This window comes from Bacillus sp. EU63 (assembly GCF_038592915.1).
Lineage (GTDB): Bacteria > Bacillota > Bacilli > Bacillales > Bacillaceae > Bacillus > Bacillus velezensis.
Map to the genome: position 1 here is coordinate 2572401 of NZ_CP151944.1, position 21727 is coordinate 2594127.

21 protein-coding genes and 2 pseudogenes are annotated in these 21727 nt (G+C 38.6%); 12 read left to right on the plus strand and 11 right to left on the minus strand.

What is annotated here, in order from left to right; genetic code table 11:
- Nucleotides 1-233: 233 nt before the first annotated feature.
- From sigK to NYE38_RS12720, 8 genes and pseudogenes are all read left to right on the plus strand, one after another.
- Nucleotides 234-959 (plus strand): RNA polymerase sporulation sigma factor SigK, encoded by a 726-nt coding sequence (sigK, locus tag NYE38_RS12685; protein WP_014418430.1) that lies wholly within the window; start codon nt 234-236, stop codon nt 957-959.
- Between the two features lie 474 nt (nt 960-1433).
- Nucleotides 1434-2276: a sialate O-acetylesterase gene (locus NYE38_RS12690; RefSeq protein WP_065180885.1), complete on the plus strand. Its 843-nt coding sequence runs from the start codon at nt 1434-1436 to the stop codon at nt 2274-2276.
- The gene (locus NYE38_RS12695) at nt 2273-2800 is read left to right on the plus strand and encodes a PadR family transcriptional regulator (RefSeq protein ID WP_065180886.1); all 528 of its coding nucleotides are present in this window, start codon (nt 2273-2275) and stop codon (nt 2798-2800) included. Before NYE38_RS12690 ends, NYE38_RS12695 begins: the two co-directional genes overlap by 4 nt.
- Before the next feature lie 545 nt (nt 2801-3345).
- Nucleotides 3346-5199 (plus strand): T7SS effector LXG polymorphic toxin, encoded by a 1854-nt coding sequence (locus NYE38_RS12700; RefSeq protein ID WP_017418188.1) that lies wholly within the window; start codon nt 3346-3348, stop codon nt 5197-5199.
- An 11-nt stretch (nt 5200-5210) separates the two neighbouring features.
- The gene (locus NYE38_RS12705; RefSeq protein WP_003152829.1) at nt 5211-5666 is read left to right on the plus strand and encodes an SMI1/KNR4 family protein; all 456 of its coding nucleotides are present in this window, start codon (nt 5211-5213) and stop codon (nt 5664-5666) included.
- A 131-nt stretch (nt 5667-5797) separates the two neighbouring features.
- Nucleotides 5798-6640 carry a hypothetical protein gene (locus tag NYE38_RS12710; protein ID WP_003152826.1) on the plus strand — a complete coding sequence of 281 codons (843 nt, stop codon included), beginning with the start codon at nt 5798-5800 and terminating at the stop codon, nt 6638-6640.
- 100 nt (nt 6641-6740) lie between these two features.
- Nucleotides 6741-6857, plus strand: a pseudogene (locus NYE38_RS12715) (sigma factor-like helix-turn-helix DNA-binding protein); the annotation flags it as partial.
- 232 nt (nt 6858-7089) lie between these two features.
- On the plus strand, nt 7090-7962 hold the full coding sequence (locus NYE38_RS12720; RefSeq protein WP_017418189.1) for an AraC family transcriptional regulator: 873 nt from the start codon (nt 7090-7092) through the stop codon (nt 7960-7962).
- 98 nt (nt 7963-8060) lie between these two features.
- Here the strand turns inward: NYE38_RS12720 and NYE38_RS12725 are convergent, their stop codons facing one another.
- On the minus strand, nt 8061-8960 hold the full coding sequence (locus NYE38_RS12725) for a LysR family transcriptional regulator (RefSeq protein WP_017418190.1): 900 nt from the start codon (nt 8958-8960) through the stop codon (nt 8061-8063).
- Nucleotides 8961-9090: 130 nt separating this feature from the next.
- Between NYE38_RS12725 and NYE38_RS12730 the strand changes: the two genes are divergently transcribed.
- Entirely contained in the window at nt 9091-10347 is a 1257-nt protein-coding gene (locus NYE38_RS12730; RefSeq protein WP_017418191.1) for an amino acid permease, read from the plus strand.
- 661 nt (nt 10348-11008) lie between these two features.
- On the opposite strand, the gene psiE is transcribed toward NYE38_RS12730, so the two are convergent.
- Genes psiE through yrkP form a run of 3 tightly spaced genes read right to left on the minus strand, consistent with a single transcriptional unit; the run spans nt 11009 to nt 13451 of the window.
- Nucleotides 11009-11425: a phosphate-starvation-inducible protein PsiE gene (psiE, locus tag NYE38_RS12735; protein ID WP_012118039.1), complete on the minus strand. Its 417-nt coding sequence runs from the start codon at nt 11423-11425 to the stop codon at nt 11009-11011.
- A gap of 45 nt (nt 11426-11470) precedes the next feature.
- On the minus strand, nt 11471-12769 hold the full coding sequence (gene yrkQ / locus NYE38_RS12740; RefSeq protein ID WP_021494348.1) for a two-component system sensor histidine kinase YrkQ: 1299 nt from the start codon (nt 12767-12769) through the stop codon (nt 11471-11473).
- Entirely contained in the window at nt 12756-13451 is a 696-nt protein-coding gene (gene yrkP / locus NYE38_RS12745; RefSeq protein WP_022552925.1) for a two-component response regulator YrkP, read from the minus strand. The genes yrkQ and yrkP overlap by 14 nt, the downstream gene beginning before the upstream one ends.
- Nucleotides 13452-13718: 267 nt before the next feature.
- On the opposite strand from yrkP, the gene NYE38_RS12750 reads away from it, so the two are divergent.
- The 3 genes and pseudogenes from NYE38_RS12750 (at nt 13719) to NYE38_RS12760 (ending at nt 15972) form a co-directional block, all read left to right on the plus strand.
- Complete coding sequence (locus tag NYE38_RS12750; protein ID WP_017418195.1) at nt 13719-14936, plus strand: DUF418 domain-containing protein; 1218 nt, start codon at nt 13719-13721, stop codon at nt 14934-14936.
- Nucleotides 14855-15099: pseudogene (locus tag NYE38_RS12755) on the plus strand (hypothetical protein). The gene NYE38_RS12750 and the pseudogene NYE38_RS12755 overlap by 82 nt, the downstream one beginning before the upstream one ends.
- A 315-nt stretch (nt 15100-15414) precedes the next feature.
- Nucleotides 15415-15972 carry a GNAT family N-acetyltransferase gene (locus NYE38_RS12760; RefSeq protein ID WP_263612077.1) on the plus strand — a complete coding sequence of 186 codons (558 nt, stop codon included), beginning with the start codon at nt 15415-15417 and terminating at the stop codon, nt 15970-15972.
- A 475-nt stretch (nt 15973-16447) separates the two neighbouring features.
- Here NYE38_RS12760 and NYE38_RS12765 read toward each other — a convergent pair whose 3' ends face one another.
- From NYE38_RS12765 to NYE38_RS12795, 7 genes are all read right to left on the minus strand, one after another.
- Entirely contained in the window at nt 16448-16984 is a 537-nt protein-coding gene (locus NYE38_RS12765; RefSeq protein ID WP_014305463.1) for an AAA family ATPase, read from the minus strand.
- A gap of 159 nt (nt 16985-17143) precedes the next feature.
- Entirely contained in the window at nt 17144-17362 is a 219-nt protein-coding gene (locus NYE38_RS12770) for a hypothetical protein (protein ID WP_063636810.1), read from the minus strand.
- A gap of 98 nt (nt 17363-17460) precedes the next feature.
- Nucleotides 17461-18837 carry a Tet(L)/Tet(K)/Tet(45) family tetracycline efflux MFS transporter gene (gene tet / locus NYE38_RS12775; RefSeq protein WP_224443294.1) on the minus strand — a complete coding sequence of 459 codons (1377 nt, stop codon included), beginning with the start codon at nt 18835-18837 and terminating at the stop codon, nt 17461-17463.
- Between the two features lie 208 nt (nt 18838-19045).
- Nucleotides 19046-19567, minus strand: a complete 522-nt coding sequence (gene satA / locus NYE38_RS12780; protein ID WP_017418199.1) for a streptothricin N-acetyltransferase SatA — start codon at nt 19565-19567, stop codon at nt 19046-19048.
- Between the two features lie 140 nt (nt 19568-19707).
- Nucleotides 19708-20208 carry a DinB family protein gene (locus NYE38_RS12785; protein ID WP_025649660.1) on the minus strand — a complete coding sequence of 167 codons (501 nt, stop codon included), beginning with the start codon at nt 20206-20208 and terminating at the stop codon, nt 19708-19710.
- A 195-nt stretch (nt 20209-20403) separates the two neighbouring features.
- The gene (locus NYE38_RS12790; RefSeq protein WP_077722623.1) at nt 20404-20688 is read right to left on the minus strand and encodes a DUF2651 family protein; all 285 of its coding nucleotides are present in this window, start codon (nt 20686-20688) and stop codon (nt 20404-20406) included.
- Between the two features lie 231 nt (nt 20689-20919).
- Nucleotides 20920-21723, minus strand: a complete 804-nt coding sequence (locus NYE38_RS12795; RefSeq protein WP_017418202.1) for an HAD-IIB family hydrolase — start codon at nt 21721-21723, stop codon at nt 20920-20922.
- Nucleotides 21724-21727: the final 4 nt, after the last annotated feature.

A 21727-nucleotide genomic window follows, 5' to 3' on the forward strand; every position in this document is an offset into this window, starting at 1 on the left:
GAGCTCTCTGTCATGAATGATATCTGTCTACTCGTCTCTTCAGCGCTTTTCGGTTATATTGTTTTTACCCTTACTTTTTTTAACAATATACAGGCTCAATCAGCAAAAATCAAGAGGCTGTAAGAAATAAAACCCGATTTTGATTAATTTCCCTGTACAGACACAAACAGCCCTACCGACACATACAGTTACATATAGGCGATTGCCTACATAACTTTGTGGAGGTGAGGACGGTGACAGGTGTTTTTGCAGCGCTCGGGTTTATTGTGAAAGAACTTGTGTTTTTAGTATCATACGTGAAAAATAATGCCTTTCCACAACCGCTCTCAAATAATGAGGAGAAAAAATACTTAGACCTTATGGCTGAAGGAGATGAACACGCCCGCAACATGCTGATCGAACATAATCTCCGTTTAGTCGCCCATATTGTGAAAAAATTCGAAAACACGGGAGAGGACGCGGAAGATCTGATCTCCATCGGTACAATCGGGCTGATCAAAGGAATTGAAAGCTACTCAGCCGGAAAAGGCACGAAGCTTGCCACATATGCCGCACGATGTATTGAAAATGAGATTTTAATGCACCTGCGCGCATTGAAAAAAACGAAAAAAGACGTCTCCCTTCATGATCCGATCGGCCAGGATAAAGAAGGGAATGAAATAAGCCTGATCGATGTCCTCAAGTCGGAAAGCGAGGATGTGATCGACACCATTCAGCTCAACATGGAACTTGAAAAGGTCAAAAAATATATCGACATTTTAGACGACCGCGAAAAAGAAGTCATCGTCGGCCGCTTCGGGCTTGATCTAAAAAAAGAAAAAACGCAGCGCGAAATCGCAAAGGAGCTCGGCATTTCAAGGAGTTATGTGTCGCGGATTGAAAAACGCGCATTGATGAAGATGTTTCATGAGTTTTATCGGGCGGAGAAGGAGAAGCGGAAGAAGTCGAAGGGGAAGTGAGCGAAAAGCCGGATCTGACATCCCGGCTTTTTCTGCATTTTAGGACATTGCTCTTCAAGTATAACTTCAGGATTTAAAAATAAAACATAACAAATAAATAGAATTGGTACAATGGTTAACCTTTTTAATAATTTTTTATTGATATTTAACCCCTTCAACACAGCCCTCCCTTTTTAACAATCCATTTCATTTGGGCTACACCCCCATCATTGAATGTATTTCCTATGAAAAATGATTTTGAACCTCATAGGAATCCTTACATAACAGGGTTTTTGTTGTTTTTTCATGTTTATCAAGACCTAAAGCAAAAGAACTTGCTAATTCTCAAATACATCCACCAAATGTTCAATGTTAGTTTGTTCTTCATACATACTAATAATAAAAATAAAACCTAGTTGAAACTTTACAAGACAGCCTGAATTGACTATAGTCTAATTAGACTAAAATATTGATGTAAAGAAGTGAAAAAATTAGATGATAAAGTCTTTTTTAATGTTGGGGCAGTCGAATATGGCGGGCCGTGGATTTTTGAATGAAGTAGACCCTATCTATAATGAAAAAATTAAAATGCTGCGCAATGGACAATGGCAGATGATGACAGAGCCGATTAATTACGACCGTCCGGTTTCCGGCGTTGGCCTGGCGGCATCTTTTGCAGATGCATGGTCAAAAGCTCATCCCGATGAAGAAATTGGCTTGATCCCGTGTGCGGAAGGCGGCAGTTCATTGAATGACTGGCATCCGGAAGGCATCCTTTTTCAGCATGCTTTGTCCGAAGCCCGCTTCGCCCTCCGTTCCAGTCAAATTTGCGGAATCCTTTGGCACCAAGGTGAGAGTGACAGTTATCGTTCGCTGCATGAAACTTATTACGAGAAATTAACTCATATCATTGAGACGCTAAGAAACGAGTTGAAACTTGATGAGGTACCGTTGATTATTGGAGGGCTTGGTGACTTTCTTGGGAAGACCGGTTTTGGACAGCACGCGACTGAATTTCGACAGGTTAATGAACAATTGCTGCGTTTTGCTAATGAACAACAGAATTGTTATTTTGTTACTGCGGCAGGTTTGACTGCGAATCCTGATGGCATTCATTTAGACGCAGCTTCACAACGCAAATTCGGTTACCGCTATTTCGAGGCTTTTTCGAAAAAGCACCATATCCTGAAACCCATTTCGGGAGAGGAGCAATCACTGAAAGTGAATGGTGACTATTCTAAAACAGAACAGATTTACCTTCATAGTATGGATTTGGCTTCGGGTAAAATCACGTACGCGGAATTTGAGGCGCGGATGGCGAAGGTGATGAAACCATGATTCCCTTACTTATCCTTGGCTTGCTCATCCAAAACCCCGGAGCTCACGGCTATGAACTTCTGGCCTTAATGGAAAAACGTCATTACAAATACATTGTTAACTTCACGAAAGGTTCATTTTATTACAATCTGCAGCAACTTGAAGAAAAGTGTTTGATTGAACAGATTCAGCAGAAACCCTCAACCAGCGGGCGTGAAATCCGTAACTTTAAAGTCACAGATTCGGGAAGGGCAGAATTTGAAAAATTAATGATCAAATACGGCACCAAATCGGAATATGTGAACCTGCAATTTTATGGGGCGTTACTCTTTGCCGATGAATTCGACAAAAATAAATTACTGGATCTGATCCAATCACAAATCGATCAGACTAAAACTCGAATCGAGCTCCTTGATGAATACCTGTCCATCACTCAAGAAATTCCCGGCACAATCAATTACTTTCGCCGTATGAATGAAAATTCCCGTTCACATCACTTGGTTAATTTAGAGTGGTTCGAAAAATTGAAAGCAGAAATAGAGTGAACTATTGCATAATAAAAAAATGCAATGTTACATATATCAGAATATTAGTTACCTACATATAAAACCTGTGTCGCAGATATCTAGTAACACCATTGATACAGGTTTTATACTCCTTCTTTAATTAAACCAGTATAGGGTTGTCAACACTTGCCCCAAACAAGAGCAAGTGAATCTGCTGCGTGTTCTTCTTTTTCAATCCGTATGAATAACCGCTTTTTTTACACCTATTCAGTATTCAAGTAAGGCAACTGATTTTTCTCCTTCGTCCGCTAAACTGCTGCTTGCTCTGTTGTTTTAGCTTTATCTGAATCTGTTTTATCTGTAGAAGCAGAATCAGACCCACATGCAGCCAAAGTAAAGCTTAGAGATAATGCACCAATGCCTAACCATTTCTTCCATTTTTCATCAACTGAATTAATCCTATTTTAAGATTTTGTTAAAGTTCAAATCTCCTAAAGAAAGTATCTTTAACAAAAGGAAGAAGCTTCTTACATGTAATATAATGTGGTAAAATTTAGATAAGATTAAGTGGGAAGGAGACAGATATGAAAGTATTTGAAGCATCCTCGTTAATCTCAGCAGCGGAAAAGCGAGCAAAAGAATATGATCAGATTAGAGAACAATTTATCAATCTCAGGAAAGCTTTTCAGGGGATGGCTGACTTAGACGACAGTGAGTTTTCAGGCAAAGGCGCCGACAATATCAAAGCCTTTTTTCAAGACCACGCAGGCGTTACAGACAGCTGGCTTAATCTGATCGATATGAAGATTGCTTTTCTTAACAGTATCTCAGGAAAAGTAACTGATGCGGGATTAGCCGATTCGTTTGTGGAAGAGTCCTTTTTAGAACATGAGCTGATTCATGCGAAGAATAAATCAAAAGCCATCATGCAGGAGCAGCGCAATGAAATGAAAGGTATCCTTGATGAAATCAGCGATATCATTCATCTTGATGTTTTCTCTACAGAAGATGTCGATCAAAAGCTGGATTCAGCAGACAAAAAACGGGATAAGACCATACATAAACTCGGAAAGCTTGATCACGATCTAACGAAAGAATACGCAGAAACAGAAGCGAACGAACAGTTCATCCAGGCCGACTTTCAACAGCTCCAAAATGCCACGGGTAAGGGAAAAAATGCAACACCACTTCACTATAACGCCAAGGCGTACAGAGAAAGTGACATACATAAGAAAAAAGGCGAGATTGCAAGACATTCAGATGCTTATTTGACGATTAAAAAGGAAGAAGCGAAAGAGCGGGAAATCAAGGATCTGAAGAAAAAGCTCGCTGACGGTGTGACCGATCCGGATGAATACTTGGAAATTGCGAAGAAGATCGGTTACGAGAATCTTGAACCTTCCCAGCAACAATATGTGATTCAGCTTGAACAAGCACAACAGCTCGAAGAAGTTGGTGAAACCACATGGGAAGTCCTGAAAGGAGTTGGAGTCGGTCTCTACGATGTCGCTAAGGATACTGTGACTGGCGTTAAAGATTTAGCTGTCGGGACTTGGGAGTTTTCCCAGCTCTCCGAAGAACAAAAATTAGCCAAAACAATTTCAGCTGTATTGAAGACACCTTCCTATGCAAAAATCATATGGACAAACATAGCGGATTCATGGAATGATAAAATGGTTAACGGAGATGCTTACTCACGATCTCATTATGTTACCTATGTGGTCGGGAGCCTTGTTGGACTTAAAGGCGTTGGCTCTGCTGTGAAAGTAACAAGCAAACTTGGTAAAGCCGGTGCTGCCAAAGTAGATAAAGTGATTGAAGCTGGAGAAAAAGCAGCTACTAGACATGTAAACAAAGGGATTACCGTAGGGAAAAACTACATAAATTCTTTATCTAGAAATAAAGATGATCTAGCACTTGTAGGTATAGCACAAGATATTGAGAATACCCATAATGTAAAGAATACGTCTATATTAAAAAAAACAATACAATCCAAACATGATCAATTTGTTAAAGCTGCACCATACACGTACGAAAACAGTGCGGGCAAAACAACGACCATTAACTTAAGAATGGGTCATTTGAAAAATGATGTCCATCCAGTAACAAAAGTTCCCTATGATAAAGACGGATTTCCAATATTCGAATCAAAACATACACTCACACTTGATAAAGCCGACTTTAAAAAAAGTAGAGACCAGCATTTTGACAAATTAAATAAACAATTATATAAGCAGATTGAAGAAGATCCATCATTGATTAAGAAGCTTGATTTGAACGAAGATGATTTACTTGATCTTCAAGATGGAATAACACCAGAGAAATACACATGGCACCACCATCAAACTCCTGGAAAAATGGAGCTAGTAGATCGAGTCATTCATGCTAAAACTGGTCACACTGGCGGATATAAAATTTGGGGGAAAGATGAGAAATAGGAGGTTAATCAATGCAAAGTATTAAATGGAGAAAACGAAGCACTTTTAAAGAGGCGACAAACAGTCAGATCGAAGAGGTAGAAGAAAAATTAAAAATCAAGTTCCCGACAGATTACAGAGAGTTCATTAAAGACCATAATGGATGCTCTCCTATAGATAAAAAGGTTGTCTCATTCCAAAATTCTCGAGAATCAATAAACAATTTACTGAGTATAGGAGATCCAACTCGACCAATTGATCTCCTTAGTACACTTGATAATGTTAAAGATCGGTTAGTTGATAAGATCATACCTTTTGCTACAGATGCAGGGGGAAACCTCTTTTGTTTTGATTATAGATTGTCTTCTCAAGAACCCGTAATTGTTTTTTGGGATCATGAGATCGCTAATGAAGATAAGGGAAGTTCCATTAGCTATGTTTGTGATTCATTTACAGACTTAATGGACAAGCTTGAAGAACAACATTAAGTTTTTTGACTATAGTTCTGAAATTTCCGAACATAACTCTGAGTGTCCTTGGCATTCAAGGTTCTAAAAATAGCAGAGGAATATTGAATAATGTTTGATAATTCATTTTTAGAACAGAAGGAGTTTAACTATTGATTGATCTTACAAATACCGGTCTAAGTATTATTGCATCATTGTTAACCATCATAACAATAATTATAGGGTTTGCCGCTACCAAAGAAACTCCTACTAAAATAATTCAACGAGGCAATAACAACTCTGTGCATATTGGAAAAAAGAAAATCAATATAATAAACATTTTCATGCCTAGTCAAAATCAAATAGATAAAGTCACCAATGCAAAAAGGGAGCCCGGCTCAGATAACTATTTTATGATTGTTCTTTTTTATATAGCTATCATTATCTTTGGTGCATTTTATACTAGTTACTATTATTGGTTTGTTGCAATTCTGTTGGCTGTCTTTATAATCCGGTTTATTAAGTTTATTCGTTTTTCAATTGCCATAAAGCTTACATCAAACTTATATGACAAAAGTAAATTCTTCATCAATTTTATCCAGCAAATAATTTTATGTTGCATTCTTCTAAGTCTGCTGTTTTTTTCAGCACCACAGGAATTACAAATAGTTGCTGATCATATAAAAGTAAATTTTGAAGGAGGCACCTCCTTTAAAATTTGGCTTATAGACTTATTTAAATACACATTCAGTATATGGAATACTACTACTTTTTATTTTTTCATTTTTAGAAGCGCAGGGATGTTGATTCTTACTCTTTTTGTATTCTATTCAACAGGCAAGAATGCATTACCAATTTATAAACACAATTCTTTCAACAGAAGAAAAGTGTTGTTTAATGAACTTTCTTCTTATATTTTTGTTATTATTCTTATTTTTTTCTCACTCTACCCATGGATATTCATAGACCTAAAAAACAGCTTAGAACCTTTATGGAATGAATGGGCACGCAAATAAAAAATGTCAAATTTATTAATGTTAAGGCCCCTATAGAGGGTCTTCTCTTATTTTAATAAAGTTTTAAGTTGCTCTTTCAGTCTATAAATACCATCTCGATAAGCTCGGCATTTCAAGGAGTTATGTGTCGCGGATTGAAAAACGCGCATTGATGAAAATGTTCCATGAGTTTTACCGGGCGGAGAAAGAGAAGCGGAAGAAGTCGAAGGGGAAATGAGCGAAAAGCCGGATCTGACATTCCGGCTTTTTTTATTTTCTTTTCAATATAAAACAATGATAACTTCTTTCATCTTATGAAACCCAAGAGTTATTAGGTGTTTTCTTTATCTGTACAAATACAGGTGAATAACTTAATTTATTACATATAAGTTATCCTGCAAAACTGTGCACGAAATGTCGGGTAGATACATTTCGCTCTTGTTATTCTTTTGTTAAAGGAGGTCAAATAAATGGATTCGCTTAAAAGGATGAACAGCGCATTAACGTATATTGAAGAAAACCTCACGAACGATATTGATTTCAAAGAAGCAGCAAGGCTTGCTTTCTGCTCTGAATATCATTTTAAAAGGATGTTTTCCTTCCTTACAGGTATTTCATTATCGGAATATATTCGCCGCAGACGTCTTACTCTTGCAGCTTTTGAACTTAAAGACAGCCGCGTAAAGGTGATTGATCTTGCGATAAAATACGGTTATCACTCACCAGATTCTTTTGCACGAGCATTTCAAAATCTGCATGGCATAAGACCATCAGAAGCTAAACATAATGGCCATTCACTTAAAGCTTATCCGCGAATGACCTTCCAGTTATCAATCAAAGGAGGAAATGAAATGAACTATCGCATTGAAGAGAAAGAGGCATTTCGCATCGTCGGCATTAAAAAAAGAGTCCCTATTTTGTTTAAAGGCGTGAATCCTGACATTGCATCGATGTGGGAAAGTTTAGATGAAGCAGCAATCAATCAACTAAAAGAGCTTTCTAATGTAGCGCCTGTAGGACTCATTAGTGCATCCACGAACTTTTCTGAAGGCCGGACAGAGGAAAACGGAGAGCTTGATCACTATATTGGCGCAGCCACAACGAAACATTGCCCAAATCACCTATCACAGCTTGAAGTCCCTGCCTCAACATGGGCTGTATTCGAAGCAGCCGGATCATTTCCGGATGCACTGCAGGAAGTATGGGGGCGGATTTATTCCGAATGGTTTCCATCGTCACATTATGAACAAATTGAAGGCCCGGAAATCCTGTGGAACGAGCATAAAGATGTAACATCGCCATCTTTTAAAAGTGAAATTTGGATCCCCATTTCAAAAAAGTAATATATCTTACAATGAAATTAGAGGAATTGAAGGTTTTAAGGGAGGGGTCTCATCCCCTCCTCTTTTTGCACCGACTCGAAAACTTTAATGAGCATCGACTATAAAGTCTGAGTTCTTTTCCATAATTCCGCATGTTTTTTTACGATATTTATAAATTCAGCCATCGCTAAGGAATGCCATCTTTTTTTATGATAAGCCACCTGCGTTAAAATACGTGTTTCATCCAAAATCAATCCACTTAATTTGTTTTCTTTCAACTCTTTTTGTACAGTGATCAACGGTAATAACGAAATTCCTAATCCGCACATCACACACTGCTTAATTGCCTCAACACTCCAGAATTCAAAGGTATTCTCCGAAACCAGTCCTTGGTGTTTCATATACTCTTCAAAGTAAGTACGGTAGCTGCACCCATGTTCTGTATATAAAATCACTTCATCAGATGAAAGATAAAAATCATCAAATGGAATATTTTTTAACTGATGATGTTCAGGGAATATCAATATCATTGGCTCAGTTATCAGTTTTTCTATATATAAATCAGCTTCCTCTTGTTCGTACCCCAAAAGAAACGCTAAATCCACCTTCCCATTTCGGAGATCATTTTTTAATTCCCAGCATGTCGATGATTTTAATGTTATTTTCACTTTAGGAAAGAGCTTTTTGAATTCGTGAATAATTGGAGGTAAACGGTAAACCGTTAAAGATTCCGGAGCACCAATAACGAGAGTCCCGATCGGTTCATCGTTTGATTGTATTTGTTTTACTTTTTCGGAAATCCTGATCATTTCGTTTGCATAAGGAAACAAAAGTTCCCCCGCTTCAGTTAACAGCATTTTCTTCCCAAAACGATTAAATAACGGTTTTCCTATTTCTTGCTCAATATCTTTAATATGTGAAGTTATGGTCGATTGGGCATAACCCAAATATTCAGCTGCCTTTGTAAATCCTCCCTTTTCCACAATTGTTATAAATGTTTTTAAGTGCCGTATTTCCATCATGTCTCCCCCTTTGAACATCACTAATTCCGATGGAAAAGTTCATATATATCTATTTTACCGATGAAAGGAAACAAATTACAATTGGAATATGATCGTAAAACACGTTTAGGAAAGGATGGAATGTAAAGTGAGAGAAAGAAAACTCGGCCCCGTACTTTTAAGCGGATTAATTGTTGGTCCTATTTTAGGATCGGGAATTATATTGCTTCCACCAATCATTTATGGTAAGACTGGAGATTATGCCATATTAGCATGGTTTATGATGATGATCATTAGTTTTCTATTTGCTTCATTGTTTGGAAAATTGAGTGTTTTATTTCCGAATGAATCTGGTGTTGCGCATACAGTCGAACTTGCATTTGGACAACATATAAAACAATTAACTTCTGTATTTTTTATTATTGCGGGCAGTGTGGGGCCAGTTGCCGTTCTCATGACAGCCAGTCAATATCTAAAGGCTTTGTTCAAAAGTAATGGTTGGCCGCTAGAGACATATGGAATCATTCTGATGATGATTTGTTTATTCGTTCTATTATTGAATATCTCTTCTGTAGGAAAAGTGTCATTTATGTTCTCCACAATTGCCACAGTAGTATTGTTAAGTGGAGGAATTAGTTCAATCCCCTTTATGAGGGATAAAGCTTTTATTAAAACACCATTTCATCTTGATGATTTTGGTTATAGTATTCTATTACTTTTTTGGGCTCTAGTAGGTTGGGAAATTATAGGGAATTATAGTTTGGATGTCAAAAATAGAAAAAGAACGATTCCCCAAGCAATAGTAATAAGCTCAGTGGTCATCACAACGGTTTGTATCGTTGTAGCTGCTTCTTATCAATGGATTAATTTACATCAGGCACACACATTAACGATTATTTTAATTCCATTGCTTGGAACGTTTGCTTCACCAACAATGGCTTTCATCACAACAATATTATGTATGAGCACATATTTATTGGTTACTGGCGGAGTATCACGTCTAATAGCCTCAGAGAATAAAAAAATAACCTTGATTTCTTTCCGCTCCAAAACAAACATACCAATTGGAGCCCTAGGCTTATTAACATTAATTCATGCTATCGTTTTTATTCTTTTATTTATAAACTTCATTAATGTTGAACAAATTGTCGGCATAGCAAATGCTTTCTTTATTAGTAATGCGATTTGCGGTATTTTGTCTGCATATAAACTGCTACCTGGTAAGTTCTCAAAGAGTTTATCATTAATGCTTATTATCAGCTTTTTGATTATCCTTTCTTTCTCATCAATATGGATTTTATTAATGATTGCCCTTATAACTGCTTTTTATTTGATCCGACATTTTATTTGGATGCGTCAATTAAAGAAATCCGCTACTAATTCTCAAGACAAATTACGATTTTAAGAATTTCTCACCCAAGCTTGGAGTGTATAAACAAAAACGGGAGATTTTACAGTTCGTATAGGACATAGTTATTTCTTTTACAATGATTACTTACGGACACCTTCCGCTCATTTACATCATTTTATATTCATTTTGACCAGAAAAAGGGCACTGTTTTCAGTCTGTCCAAGTAAAAAAGGAAGGGTTCTTCCCTTCCTTTAGCCCCAACTTGATCCCCTGCCATTTTGAAACCAACATTTGAAGCACTGTCTGCATCAACAAAGTGAGTAAAAGGTAAGATGCTACTTGATCCATACTGTCTGTCAATGAAATTCGACTAATCATCACTAATGATAAGTTCAGTCATTGCAGATAACTTGAGTTTTCATCCATCATTAAGGTTCAAAGTCTGATGTTCAAGCAGCATCACCCCTTGGGTAATGCTATGTAACAGCCGTTTGTCCTGATAAAGTTATTTTCATTACACTCCTTTTATTCATTTGCCATCATTTCTATTTATCAATTATAGTTAAAAAATGTTGAGGAAAAAACAATAAACGTCCGTCCTAACTTTTTCATCTTATTTATTAAAATTTTAATCTCTTCCTTGTAAAATAAAGAAGCAATCTCATTCACAATTAGGACATTTCAGTGGCGTATCGGTATAAAGTGAACTAATTTATTAATGTTCAACAACAGAATTTCGTCTATTGACAATAAAGAATGCACAAATCATTGCCAGAATGGCCATCGCCCACCAGAACGTTGAGATCGCCTGATCATGATCGATGATAATCAAACGAATGACAGCCGTGATGCCAATATAAATAAAGTAGCGAAGCGGGAAATGAAAGTCTGATTTGAAGTATTTGATAATCAAAGCAATGAACTCAAAGTACATGAAGAATATAAGCAGTTCCCCAAGCATCTCATAATAGCTGTCCACTTTGTTGAACAGTGACTTGTATACGAATTGCACGATGTACCATGTCTCGCTGATCAGAAGTCCGCTTAAGGCTATCGCCAGGAAGAACAGACAGACATTGAGAAGCGCTTGTAACAGGTAAGGCGCCTTTTTAAAATTGTTGGAAAATCTCATCTTGTTGTCTCCTATTACAATATTTTCGTCGTTTTGATTCGCAGCCTACATCTTTCTGTTCCAAAATCGCAGCACGATGCAGTACTTGGAATTCTTTTGTATACTGTGAAACTGCCCCTGCATGCGGGACATCATTCGCGCAATGCTTCTTTCACCGAGTCCGTTGCTGTCCGGTGTTACATCCGCAAGTTTAATCGTATTGCTAACATGAATCTCAAATATTTCTTGATCCGATATAAACGTGATGCTGATTTCTTCTTCCGGATCTGCGTATTTAAATAAGTTTGACAACACATTATCAAATACACGCCCAAGCTCCTCCAAATTCACGTTAATATAGGTTTCCGGCAGCTCGCCTGAAATATGGACCCGGAAATGCTCCTGATGAAGGATAGCAATCTGATCTGATATTAGATCGTAGATCACTTCTTTCACTGCAACGGTCTCCAGATCGGCCTCATATTCCTTGTCCAGCAGGAAATACGCAAACAGATTGTCAGACAAGCTTTTTAATTGCAGTGCTTTACCATAAGCATTGGCTACATACCGATCTTTGCTGGAACCCGCTTCGCCTCCCTCTTTTTTGGCAAACTCCAGATTCATGATCAGCGACGTCAGCGGTGTGCGCATATCGTGCGACATTTCGGTAACCAGGCTGCGGCTCTCAGCTTGCAATTCCTCGATAGCTTTAAGTTTATCCAGGAAAGCTTTCCGCAGATCCTCAATGCTCTTTGCAATCATCGCTAATTCATCATGCCCTTTTATCGTCATCTCGTAGTCCAGCTGGCCCCCTTCAAGAATATGAATCTCTTGGTGAAGCGTTTTAAGGTAGCGAAGACTTTGGCGAATGCCCAAGAGAACAATGATTAAAAAGATGAGGGTTGCACCGAGCAAATCCAAAGTAAAGGCCAGATCATAATATCGGGAAGAGTAGAAACCGTCGATAATGACTCGTCCTTCACCATCGCTGAACTTGACCGGATGTGAATGATTTTGAGCATACTGAGTCAGCTTTTCCTTTCCATAATCCGATTCAGAATAAACGGAATCATATTGCAGCTCCTGATCCTTGAATATGGTGAGGTTAATATAATTTTCTTTTTTGACCCACTCGCCAAACGCTTTTCTATCCGATGTAGACAACTCATTTTCTGAAACGTACTGACTGAATTTTTGAATGTATCTCGCTGACTCCTTGTGGTAATACTCATCCGAACTCAGGTATCCCTCGATCAGATCATCTGTGATCTTTTGCAACGTCAGAAAGATCACACCGCTCACAATCGCAGCAACCATGATCAGCAAAGCCAGTTTTTTGGTTAGCGTAAATTTACGATGCGCCAAATCGATATCCTCTTCCCCATTCAGTTTTTATATAAACCGGACGTGCCGGATCATCCTCAATTTTGGAGCGCAGCTTCCGAATATGCACCATCACCGTATTGTTGGAACAGTAAAAGTAAGGCTGTCCCCACACACTCTCATATATATTTTGAGCAGAAAATATTTTGTTGCGTTTGCTCATCAGCAGTTTCAGGATACGATATTCCAGATCTGACAGCTTGATTTGCTGCTCCTCTTTCCAAACCTCATTAAATTCTTCGCTCACTCTCAGTTTGCCCCCGATAAGAAATGTTTCTTCCTGTTCCTTCTTTTCCTGATAGATTGTATATCTGCGTAATTGAGCAATCACTCTGGCGTGAAGTTCCTCTTCCGAGAAGGGTTTAGTCATATAATCATCGCCGCCGGCGAGTAATCCCTCAGTTTTATCGAGTGTACTCGATCTGGCCGTCAGAAACAGAATTGGAACGTTAGAGGTTTTCCTGATGTGCTGACAGGTTTCGATTCCCGAAATGCCTGGCATCATAATATCCAAAATAACCAAATCGAGCGAATCATTCACAAGTTGCAATGCTCGCTGCCCATCCTTGGCTCTTAGCACCTCGTATCCTGCACGCGTAAGGGATTCCTCCAAAAGATCACCAATATCATGATCATCCTCTACGACTAATATTCGATGGGTCATGCCTCTTTCACCTCATGATTCTTGATGTTATTTCTCGTGTGACCTTACTATATATCATTCATAAGTAACACGTACGTTATAAGATACTACGTAAATCTTAACAGTTTATGAAAGCTGATGTTCGCCACAAATTTGTCACATTTTCTAAAAAAATGATGAACCTTCATAAATTGTTAAGATTCTGTCTTTATATTTATCCATTGTAAGGCTCAAGTTTTTCAGATCCGCACTGCACATTGCAATGATAAATGGAAAAGGAGTATTGATATGATTGTACAAAACGAAGGACGCGGGCAACCGGTAAGTCTGCGGGAACGGGTTCATTTTCTGGACATCGTACGTGGATTTGCCTTGCTTGGCATTATTATTGTCAACTATTTCCTGATCGTAGATTCAGTAAAGGGATTCGAAATGGCCTCCGATGACGTACTGCACAATCTGGTTTCCTGGTTTGCCGAAGGGAAATTCGTTACATTATTCTCCTTCTTGTTCGGAGTTGGGTTTATGATCTTTATGGATCGAGCCGCGCAGAAGGTAGATAGTCCCAACAAGCTGTTTGCCCGTAGGTTATCTATCCTGTTGGGATTTGGCATTTTGCACATCACATTTGTTTGGGTCGGTGACATATTGACCTTTTACGCCGTAAGCGGCTTCCTGTTACTCGCCTTCTATAAACGCACGGCCAAAACGGTGCTTAGATGGATTATCGCACTTATCGTGTTTCAATTCCTGACCCCTGTTTTCACAATGTTGTACAATGTCATCAATACTGCAGGGTCAAAAAACCCGAATTTTTCAGAGTTTACTTTGTTTAGCCACACAACCCTTACTTACATGGAATCCATCAGCACTCGGTGGACAGATATGGTCACGATGGCGGCTGGCTCTTTCTCTATGATCTATTCCATGTTTCTCATGTTTCTGCTGGGCGTGTACTTTGTTAAGATGGAATTTTTCAAAGACATGGAAGCGAAAAAGTTCATATGGAAGCGTATCTGGATCATTAGCACAATCGCTTTTCTAATAACACAAAGCAGTATATTACTAGACATGTTTAATCTTTCTGAGAATATGCTGTGGAAGGACATTTCCTCTGTCTTGGGTCAAAATGGCGGCTTAACCGGAAGTATGTTTTATATGAGCACTTTTGCAATGCTGTTTCTGTACGTTCCTCAGCTGCGAGGCCCTATGATGATATTCACCAAAGTCGGACGGATGTCATTGACCTGTTATCTGCTTCACTCTATCATTGGAACAGTTCTGTTCCTCCGGTACGGATTCGGGCTTGCGGATCATATTCAATCCGCCGGCACGTTCATGTTCAGTCTGGCCGTGTACTTCGTGCTTATGAGCTTTAGTACATTGTGGTTGAAACGATTTAAGTACGGTCCGATGGAATTGATATGGCGCAAGCTGACGTACGGCAAAGTAAACGGGAGTCCCAAAGCGACTCCGCTGCATTCGGAAAAATCTATTCAGAAATAACCCCCTTGCACAGATTGCATGACTTCAAATTAGTTGTTGAGAAGCGGGCATTAAACGGACAGATTTGATATATATACTAGTTATTTTTATATCATTTAGGCTTCTTTGGGCTAATAAATTCACCAGAGTTTACTCAATGTGCATTGCTCATGACCGAATCTAAATTGAATCTTTTACGCATGTTCATAGTCAAAGGCGCCACATTCGACTATTTTTGCAACTTTTCGCAGGAAAAGTTTGAGAATGATGGCAAATCCCGCGTACCACACTTAATACGGCAGTGAACAATAGTAAATAAGGGTTACATGCAGCTTGTTTTCTAAGGAAACAAAGAAAAAGACATCATACAAAAAGACAGGAGAAAGCTTTTGAAGTATTTTAACGCCAAAATTACCGCGGAAGAAAAAGCGGCAGAGCAGCTGGAATGTTTTACTGAACGACTGAACTCGTTATTTCAGCAACTGAAGGAGTGACAATCATGAAAACAAAAAAGGAACCAAAAGTTATTCTGGAACCAGCAAAGGAATCTGATCTGCCAGAATTCCAAAAAAAATTACAAGAAGCCTTTGCGATCGCCGTGATTGAAATGTTCGGTGATTGCGAAGGCGGACCGATTCCATCGGACAATGATGTTCAGGAGTCTTTCGACGCTCCCGGAGCAGTCGTTTATCATATTCTTCGGGATGGTAAGAAGGTAGGTGGTGCAGTAGTACGTATCAACAGCGAAACACATCATAATTCGCTTGATTTATTCTATGTATCTCCAGAACATCACAGCCAGGGGATTGGTCTTTCTGCTTGGAAAGCCATAGAAGCACAGTATCCGGATACTGTGCTTTGGGAAACCGTGACACCTTATTTTGAAAAGCGAAATATCAACTTCTATGTGAATAAGTGCGGATTCCATATCGTAGAGTTCTACAATGAACATCACTCTGATCCGCATATGCATCGCAATGGACGCGAAGATGACAAGTCCCTGCCGGATGATGATGACTTTTTCAGATTTGTAAAGGTTATGAAAAAAAAGGACTAAACAATTGAACACTGCGATATGCCGCAGTGAATTGCCGGTAACTTTTTTTAAAGATATTTGTTTGGATCGAAAAAATTCTAAGTTAACCAATAATTCCCCATGTTTACAGAGTTGATTAATAAACTATACGAGGGATAAACGAATAAAGCCTTCCCCTTCTTTTTGAGGAGAAAGTATTAAAAGGCGGAAAGCCCTTCTCGTTATGAGAGGGCTTTAATTCGGTCTGAAAATGAAATGGATAATAAATATAAACAAAGAAATAATTAATTAGGTGATGAACGATTTATACGAATTTTAGAGAAATACTCCAACGGAGAACTTAACGAATAACAAATCACTTCTCTTTTGTGGGATGCTGCCGAAAATAAATCACTTCACAACAGACAAACTGAAAGCGGTATAAAAAAACAGCTCCGTTAAAATGGCCGGAACTGTCTTTGACTTTTGGATTTTGCAGTTATCTCCATCCGTCAGTTTAATTAGAATTCAGATAATCCAAGACACGATCAACTCTTTCATTGACTGAGTAATCTCCTTCAATTTTTAACAATGGACAAGATAAATCTGCCATCCAATGTTCGTGTAAAGCTTTGCTTCTAACTTCCATTCCGGCATGATCATATAAAGAAGCCCACTCTAAAAATGTTTTTGATTGTTCATATTTACTGCCGCCGGCTAACACTTCGTTTCCATAACGCTGAAATTCCCTATGCCTTAATCTCTCAAGCCGTATATCCTGCGGAATCCATAAGAAGATGACAAGGTCAAAATAACTTTTTAGATCATCGCCCCAGCGGCACACTGCGCCAGAAAGAATCCATTTCTCATTTATTGTCAAGTCTTTTTTAAGTAACTTTCTTCTTTCAGGGATTTCTCTTTTTTTAGTGAATTTATCTGTCCAATAGTAATCATCAGTATCAAGATGCGTATGCGGCAAATGCTTTGATAATGCAACACCCAATGTTGACGTTCCGACACCAGAGGCTCCCAATATGTGAATCTTATTTTTCATACTTCCCCCTCCTTATGAAGCAACCAAACTCCCTGTTGCATAAGGTACTTACTATTATTTTGACATAAATCCCCAAAAACCTTTACTTTGCCAGGGGAATCCAGATGCGGTTAAAACCATACCGCTTACGAACATCATGGTCATTTTCAAACAGAATGATTAACTTTCTCTCCGGCCTATTTTAATATCCTCATACACTTTTTCAAAAGTCTCGATTGGCAGTGAAAACTTGGTTGTTTTCTCGTTACGGTGATTGATCACGATCTCAATTTGATTATTTTTTTGTTCAAACTCAATAAGTGCATTCTCCCATTTATCTCTGATTGAAATGATACAATTTCCATTTTTCTTTTCCTTTTTCTTATAAATGTAATTCACTTTAACTCCCCTTTCATTGATCGGCAAAAGGTTTCGGAATAAGGAAGCTCCTCAAAAAAAGGATCAAAACTTTTATCAAGTTTGATCCTTTTCCCTTTTTAGTCATTTCTTCGCGAACGTTTATAGACATTCACGGTTACCAGCCAGCTCATAACAACGATTCCTGCAAAAAGAATGAGCATATTACTGTACAAATAAGCGGAATGATCAGCGTTAACAGGCAGCAGCCTTTGATTCAGCAAGCGGATCGATAATAAACCGCCTGCAATCGAAATACCCGTTCCCTCTGATAAAAAGCTCGTAAAATTAAGAAGACTCATTCCGGCGCCGGCTTCCTTTTGTTTCAAACTGCCAGACACAATTGTAGATATAACCGTTTTTGTGAAGGAGAGCCCCCCAAAAACAAAAACGATGATAACGGTCATGAGCCAAGGTGCCGCATCTATGAAAAAGGCAGCGATTAAAAAGCTGGAAGACATCAATACAATCCCAATGGTCAGCACATACAAAGAACCTTTCCGATCAACAAGCCATCCCCCAATGTAACCGAAGATGATGACGCTCATTGTCCCGGGGAACATAATCCCGCTTCCAATTGCCGCAGTACTTAAATGGTGAACATCTTTCATCATATAAGGAACCATAGAAACAAATCCTGCAGCAGTGCCGAATATCAGGCCTCCGCAAAGGACGCCCATCATAAACAAAACATTTTTCCCCAGTGCAGGGTCAACAAAGGGATCTTGAGTTTTCCTAATATGTCTCACAAATATCAGGAAAGCTAGAATACTGATGATCAGAAAAGACATTCTATATGAAGTTGTAAACAGCAGAAAAAATACGATGCCTGCAGACATTAATATAATCCCCGTCATATCAAAGCACCCGCTGACTCTTTCTTCCTTTTCCAGCAGTTTCATCAGGAATGGAACGGTGATAACTGTTGCTGTCGGAATAAGCAGCAAATATGACCAGTGAATATAATGAGCGATCATTCCGCCAATAGCTGGTCCGACACCTTCCCCCATTGCCACCAGCGAACCGATCAGACCAAATGCTTTACCCCTGTTTTCTTTCGGAATATAGCGTACTACTGCAACCATCACAAGAGCCGGGAATGCGGCTGCACCAGCCCCTTGAATAAATCGGGCCAGAATGAGTACAGGAAAGAAAGAGTGTCCGACAAATCCAATGATCGATCCGAAGCCATTTACCATAATTCCAAATAGGAGCAGTTTTTTGATGCCCAGCTGATCTGATAACTTCCCATACAGAGCAGTTCCGATGGAAAAGGTTAACATAAAGGCCGTGTTCACCCAGTTTGCACTCGCTGGCAGTTTATGAAAATCGTTGGCGATATCAGGTAACGAGACGTTCAAAACCATTTCATTTAATACGCTGAAAAATGACAGAACACAAAGCCAAATGAACACTTGGTTGTGCCGTAAAGCTGACTGTGAATAAGGCGTATTCACAAATTTCCCTCCATTAATGAGGGCAGACGCAGTTTATAGGGCCATTGATACGCTTCCCTCTTTTAATTGTACCCTGTTCATTTTTTTGCACTTCATACATAACTCCCCCTGCATTGATTGATATACCTTATTATAAATCCTCAAGCCGATGTTTTGAATACTTTGCGGCACACACCCGCAAATGACGAAACATCAAATACTGTTATATTTAAAATTTACAGTACCAAAAAACCGCAATTTCATTTGCTGTTGAAAGATTGGAATAAAGCATTGTATCGACCGCTCCTATGACAAAGTTATTTTTGGCATAAAAATGACAAGCTGAAACATTAATATCTTGTGTTTCAAGCATAAGACCGCATAAATGATTCTCCTTTGCCCACTCAATCGCTTTATGTAATAAAGCCGTCCCGACACCATTTTTTCTATAATCTTTTGCAACGGCAATGTCTTCAATCAGTGCGTATCCATTCCAATTAGAACGAAGCTTACTCCGGCCGACACAGTCGTTCTCTGCGTAATAAAAAAAGACAACTTTATCCTCTTCTTCAATATAACTGACATCAATGTCTTCATCATCATATTTTTTGACATAAGGTTCAGCAAATTTCTCCTCTGAATATGTCCAAACATTGTTTTCAAATGAAGGGATGATTCTCCCTGAAACAACGAAAGGTTCGTTTGGTTTATTGAAGTCTTTCATATTGAAACAAGTCATTTTAGTTATCATCATAATCACCTTTCTGCAGTTATTGAATTCACTTTACACCTTTTGAACTGTTGATTCGTCTGCATGTCACGAAGACTAAAACAAAAAAGATACCAACATCGATTGGTATCATCTATTCATTCGAGCCCTGCAACAACATCCTATTTCGGAGCTTCCAAACCAAATGTTGTCCATTCCTCTTTTGCCGGACCATAAATACCCGGAACAGGTAAACCCGCTTGTCTCATAAGGACAGTCATTTGTCCTCGATGATGGTTTTGATGTTGAATTAAAAACATCAAAAGTGAACCATTTGGCAATTGCTGACCAATAAAGTTGACACATTCTTGAAGTGTATCATCAGTCCATTGCGTTTTTAACGCCTGTACAAATGCATTACTGGCTTGGTGATAACTCTCAGCAATAAACCGCGCCGATGCAGGAACAGGAAAATCTTCAGCAGGAGCATGAAACGTTAAATCTGTGTTTGAGGTAATGATGTGAATGGCCGCAACAGTATGCCATGCAATACGGCCTAAAGTCCAATGTTGTGAAGTGATTTCTTGTTTAAGTGATTCATCAGTCAGATGATTCAGCAGTTTTTGTGTCGCATCGGCTTCGAATTCCCAAGATTTCAAAAAATGGTCTAAGGTTTGAAACATAAAAATCCTCCTTATCCTTTTTTGTTTTTCTATGTATCTGCAGTTCAATTATAGTGCTCCGTTTAGTTAAAAAAGAACAAAACGATAGACAGACATGACAATAACAGACAAAATATAAGAACATAACAGATCACTCTATACTTCCTTTTCTTCAATCGGCAAAAAAGGATCGCTGCTCAAACAGGATTTTTCAGTCTAATATTTTCGCTTTGCAAAAGTCCATATCGTCTTAGTGATTGAACCGGAGATAAAACAGCTCCCCGTCATCATAGCCACCCAAATGAAAAATGTCGGTTCGGCACCTATTACAATAAACATAAATATCAAGGACAAAATGAATACAATAACAACCATCATCCATACTTTTTTGAAAATGAAATATCCTAAAATCCCTAACAGAAAAGAAGCTGCCGGAAGAAAAATGAGAATGATATACGCGGGACTCAACAGCGGGCTAATACAAACACCTCCCAATTTCAAAACGAGGAAGTTCCTACTTTTTGTCTGATATCAAATGATATGAAGTGATTTTTTTCATCTTGATATTACGCCGTTTCATTCATTTTATACATATTATACCAATACAATCGAGTCAAATATAGATATTTATTCATTTTTAACATATTTCAGAAAAATCAGGAGTGAATTAAAGTCTGAGAATAGCCCGCTTTTTCTTTCCCTAGTAAGTCCTGCCGCATTGGCTTTAGCCCATCATTGTTTTTGCAGCGCTAATATTCTCATAATCGTGTGCATGACGCTGCTTGCCTCATTTGATTTGATGACAAAGTGTGCTGCATCTTTTATTTCGTCAATGGCATTCTTAACCGCAAAGCTGTAGGATGCCGCTTCCATCAATTCTTTGTCATTGCGGCCGTCTCCGAACGCCATTGTTTCATCAGCCGAAACCCCTAATAATCGCTGCAGTTCTTGTACTGTTGTTCCTTTATGTATTCCGATATTTGATATGTCCATCCAGGTATCCTCTGATGCTACGATATATAATTGGTGAAAAAATTCATGCAGCTTTTCTCTCGTTTCCGGACAGTTGGCGTCGGGATCATGAACCGTAATCTTGATAAAATCGTCTTTTATCTCAGTAAAATCAGTTATTTTCGTTACATGTGCATAAGAAGCATTTACATATTTCATTTCACTTTCAGACAGATTTTCTTTTACGATCGCGCCATTTTTTGTGCATGCGATAATGCTATGCCCGCAGCTGATTTTTTCTAAAGCGCCTATAATTGACAGTCCCGCTTCATTGCTGATCAAAGATTCATATACGAATTTGCCGTTCTTTTTTATACGTGTGGCACTGTCTCCTAAAATCCAAAAATCTTTCGCATCTTCTCCGAATAAGGCTTCCACCCTTTCACACTGCTTCCCGGTGCAGAGGGCGAAAGCGACATGCTGTTCCTCCATTACTCGTTTTGTCTTTTCAAATAACGTTCTGTCAAAATCGCCTTGATTATTTAAAAATGTGCCGTCTAAATCCGTAATCACTAATTTAATCATCGTT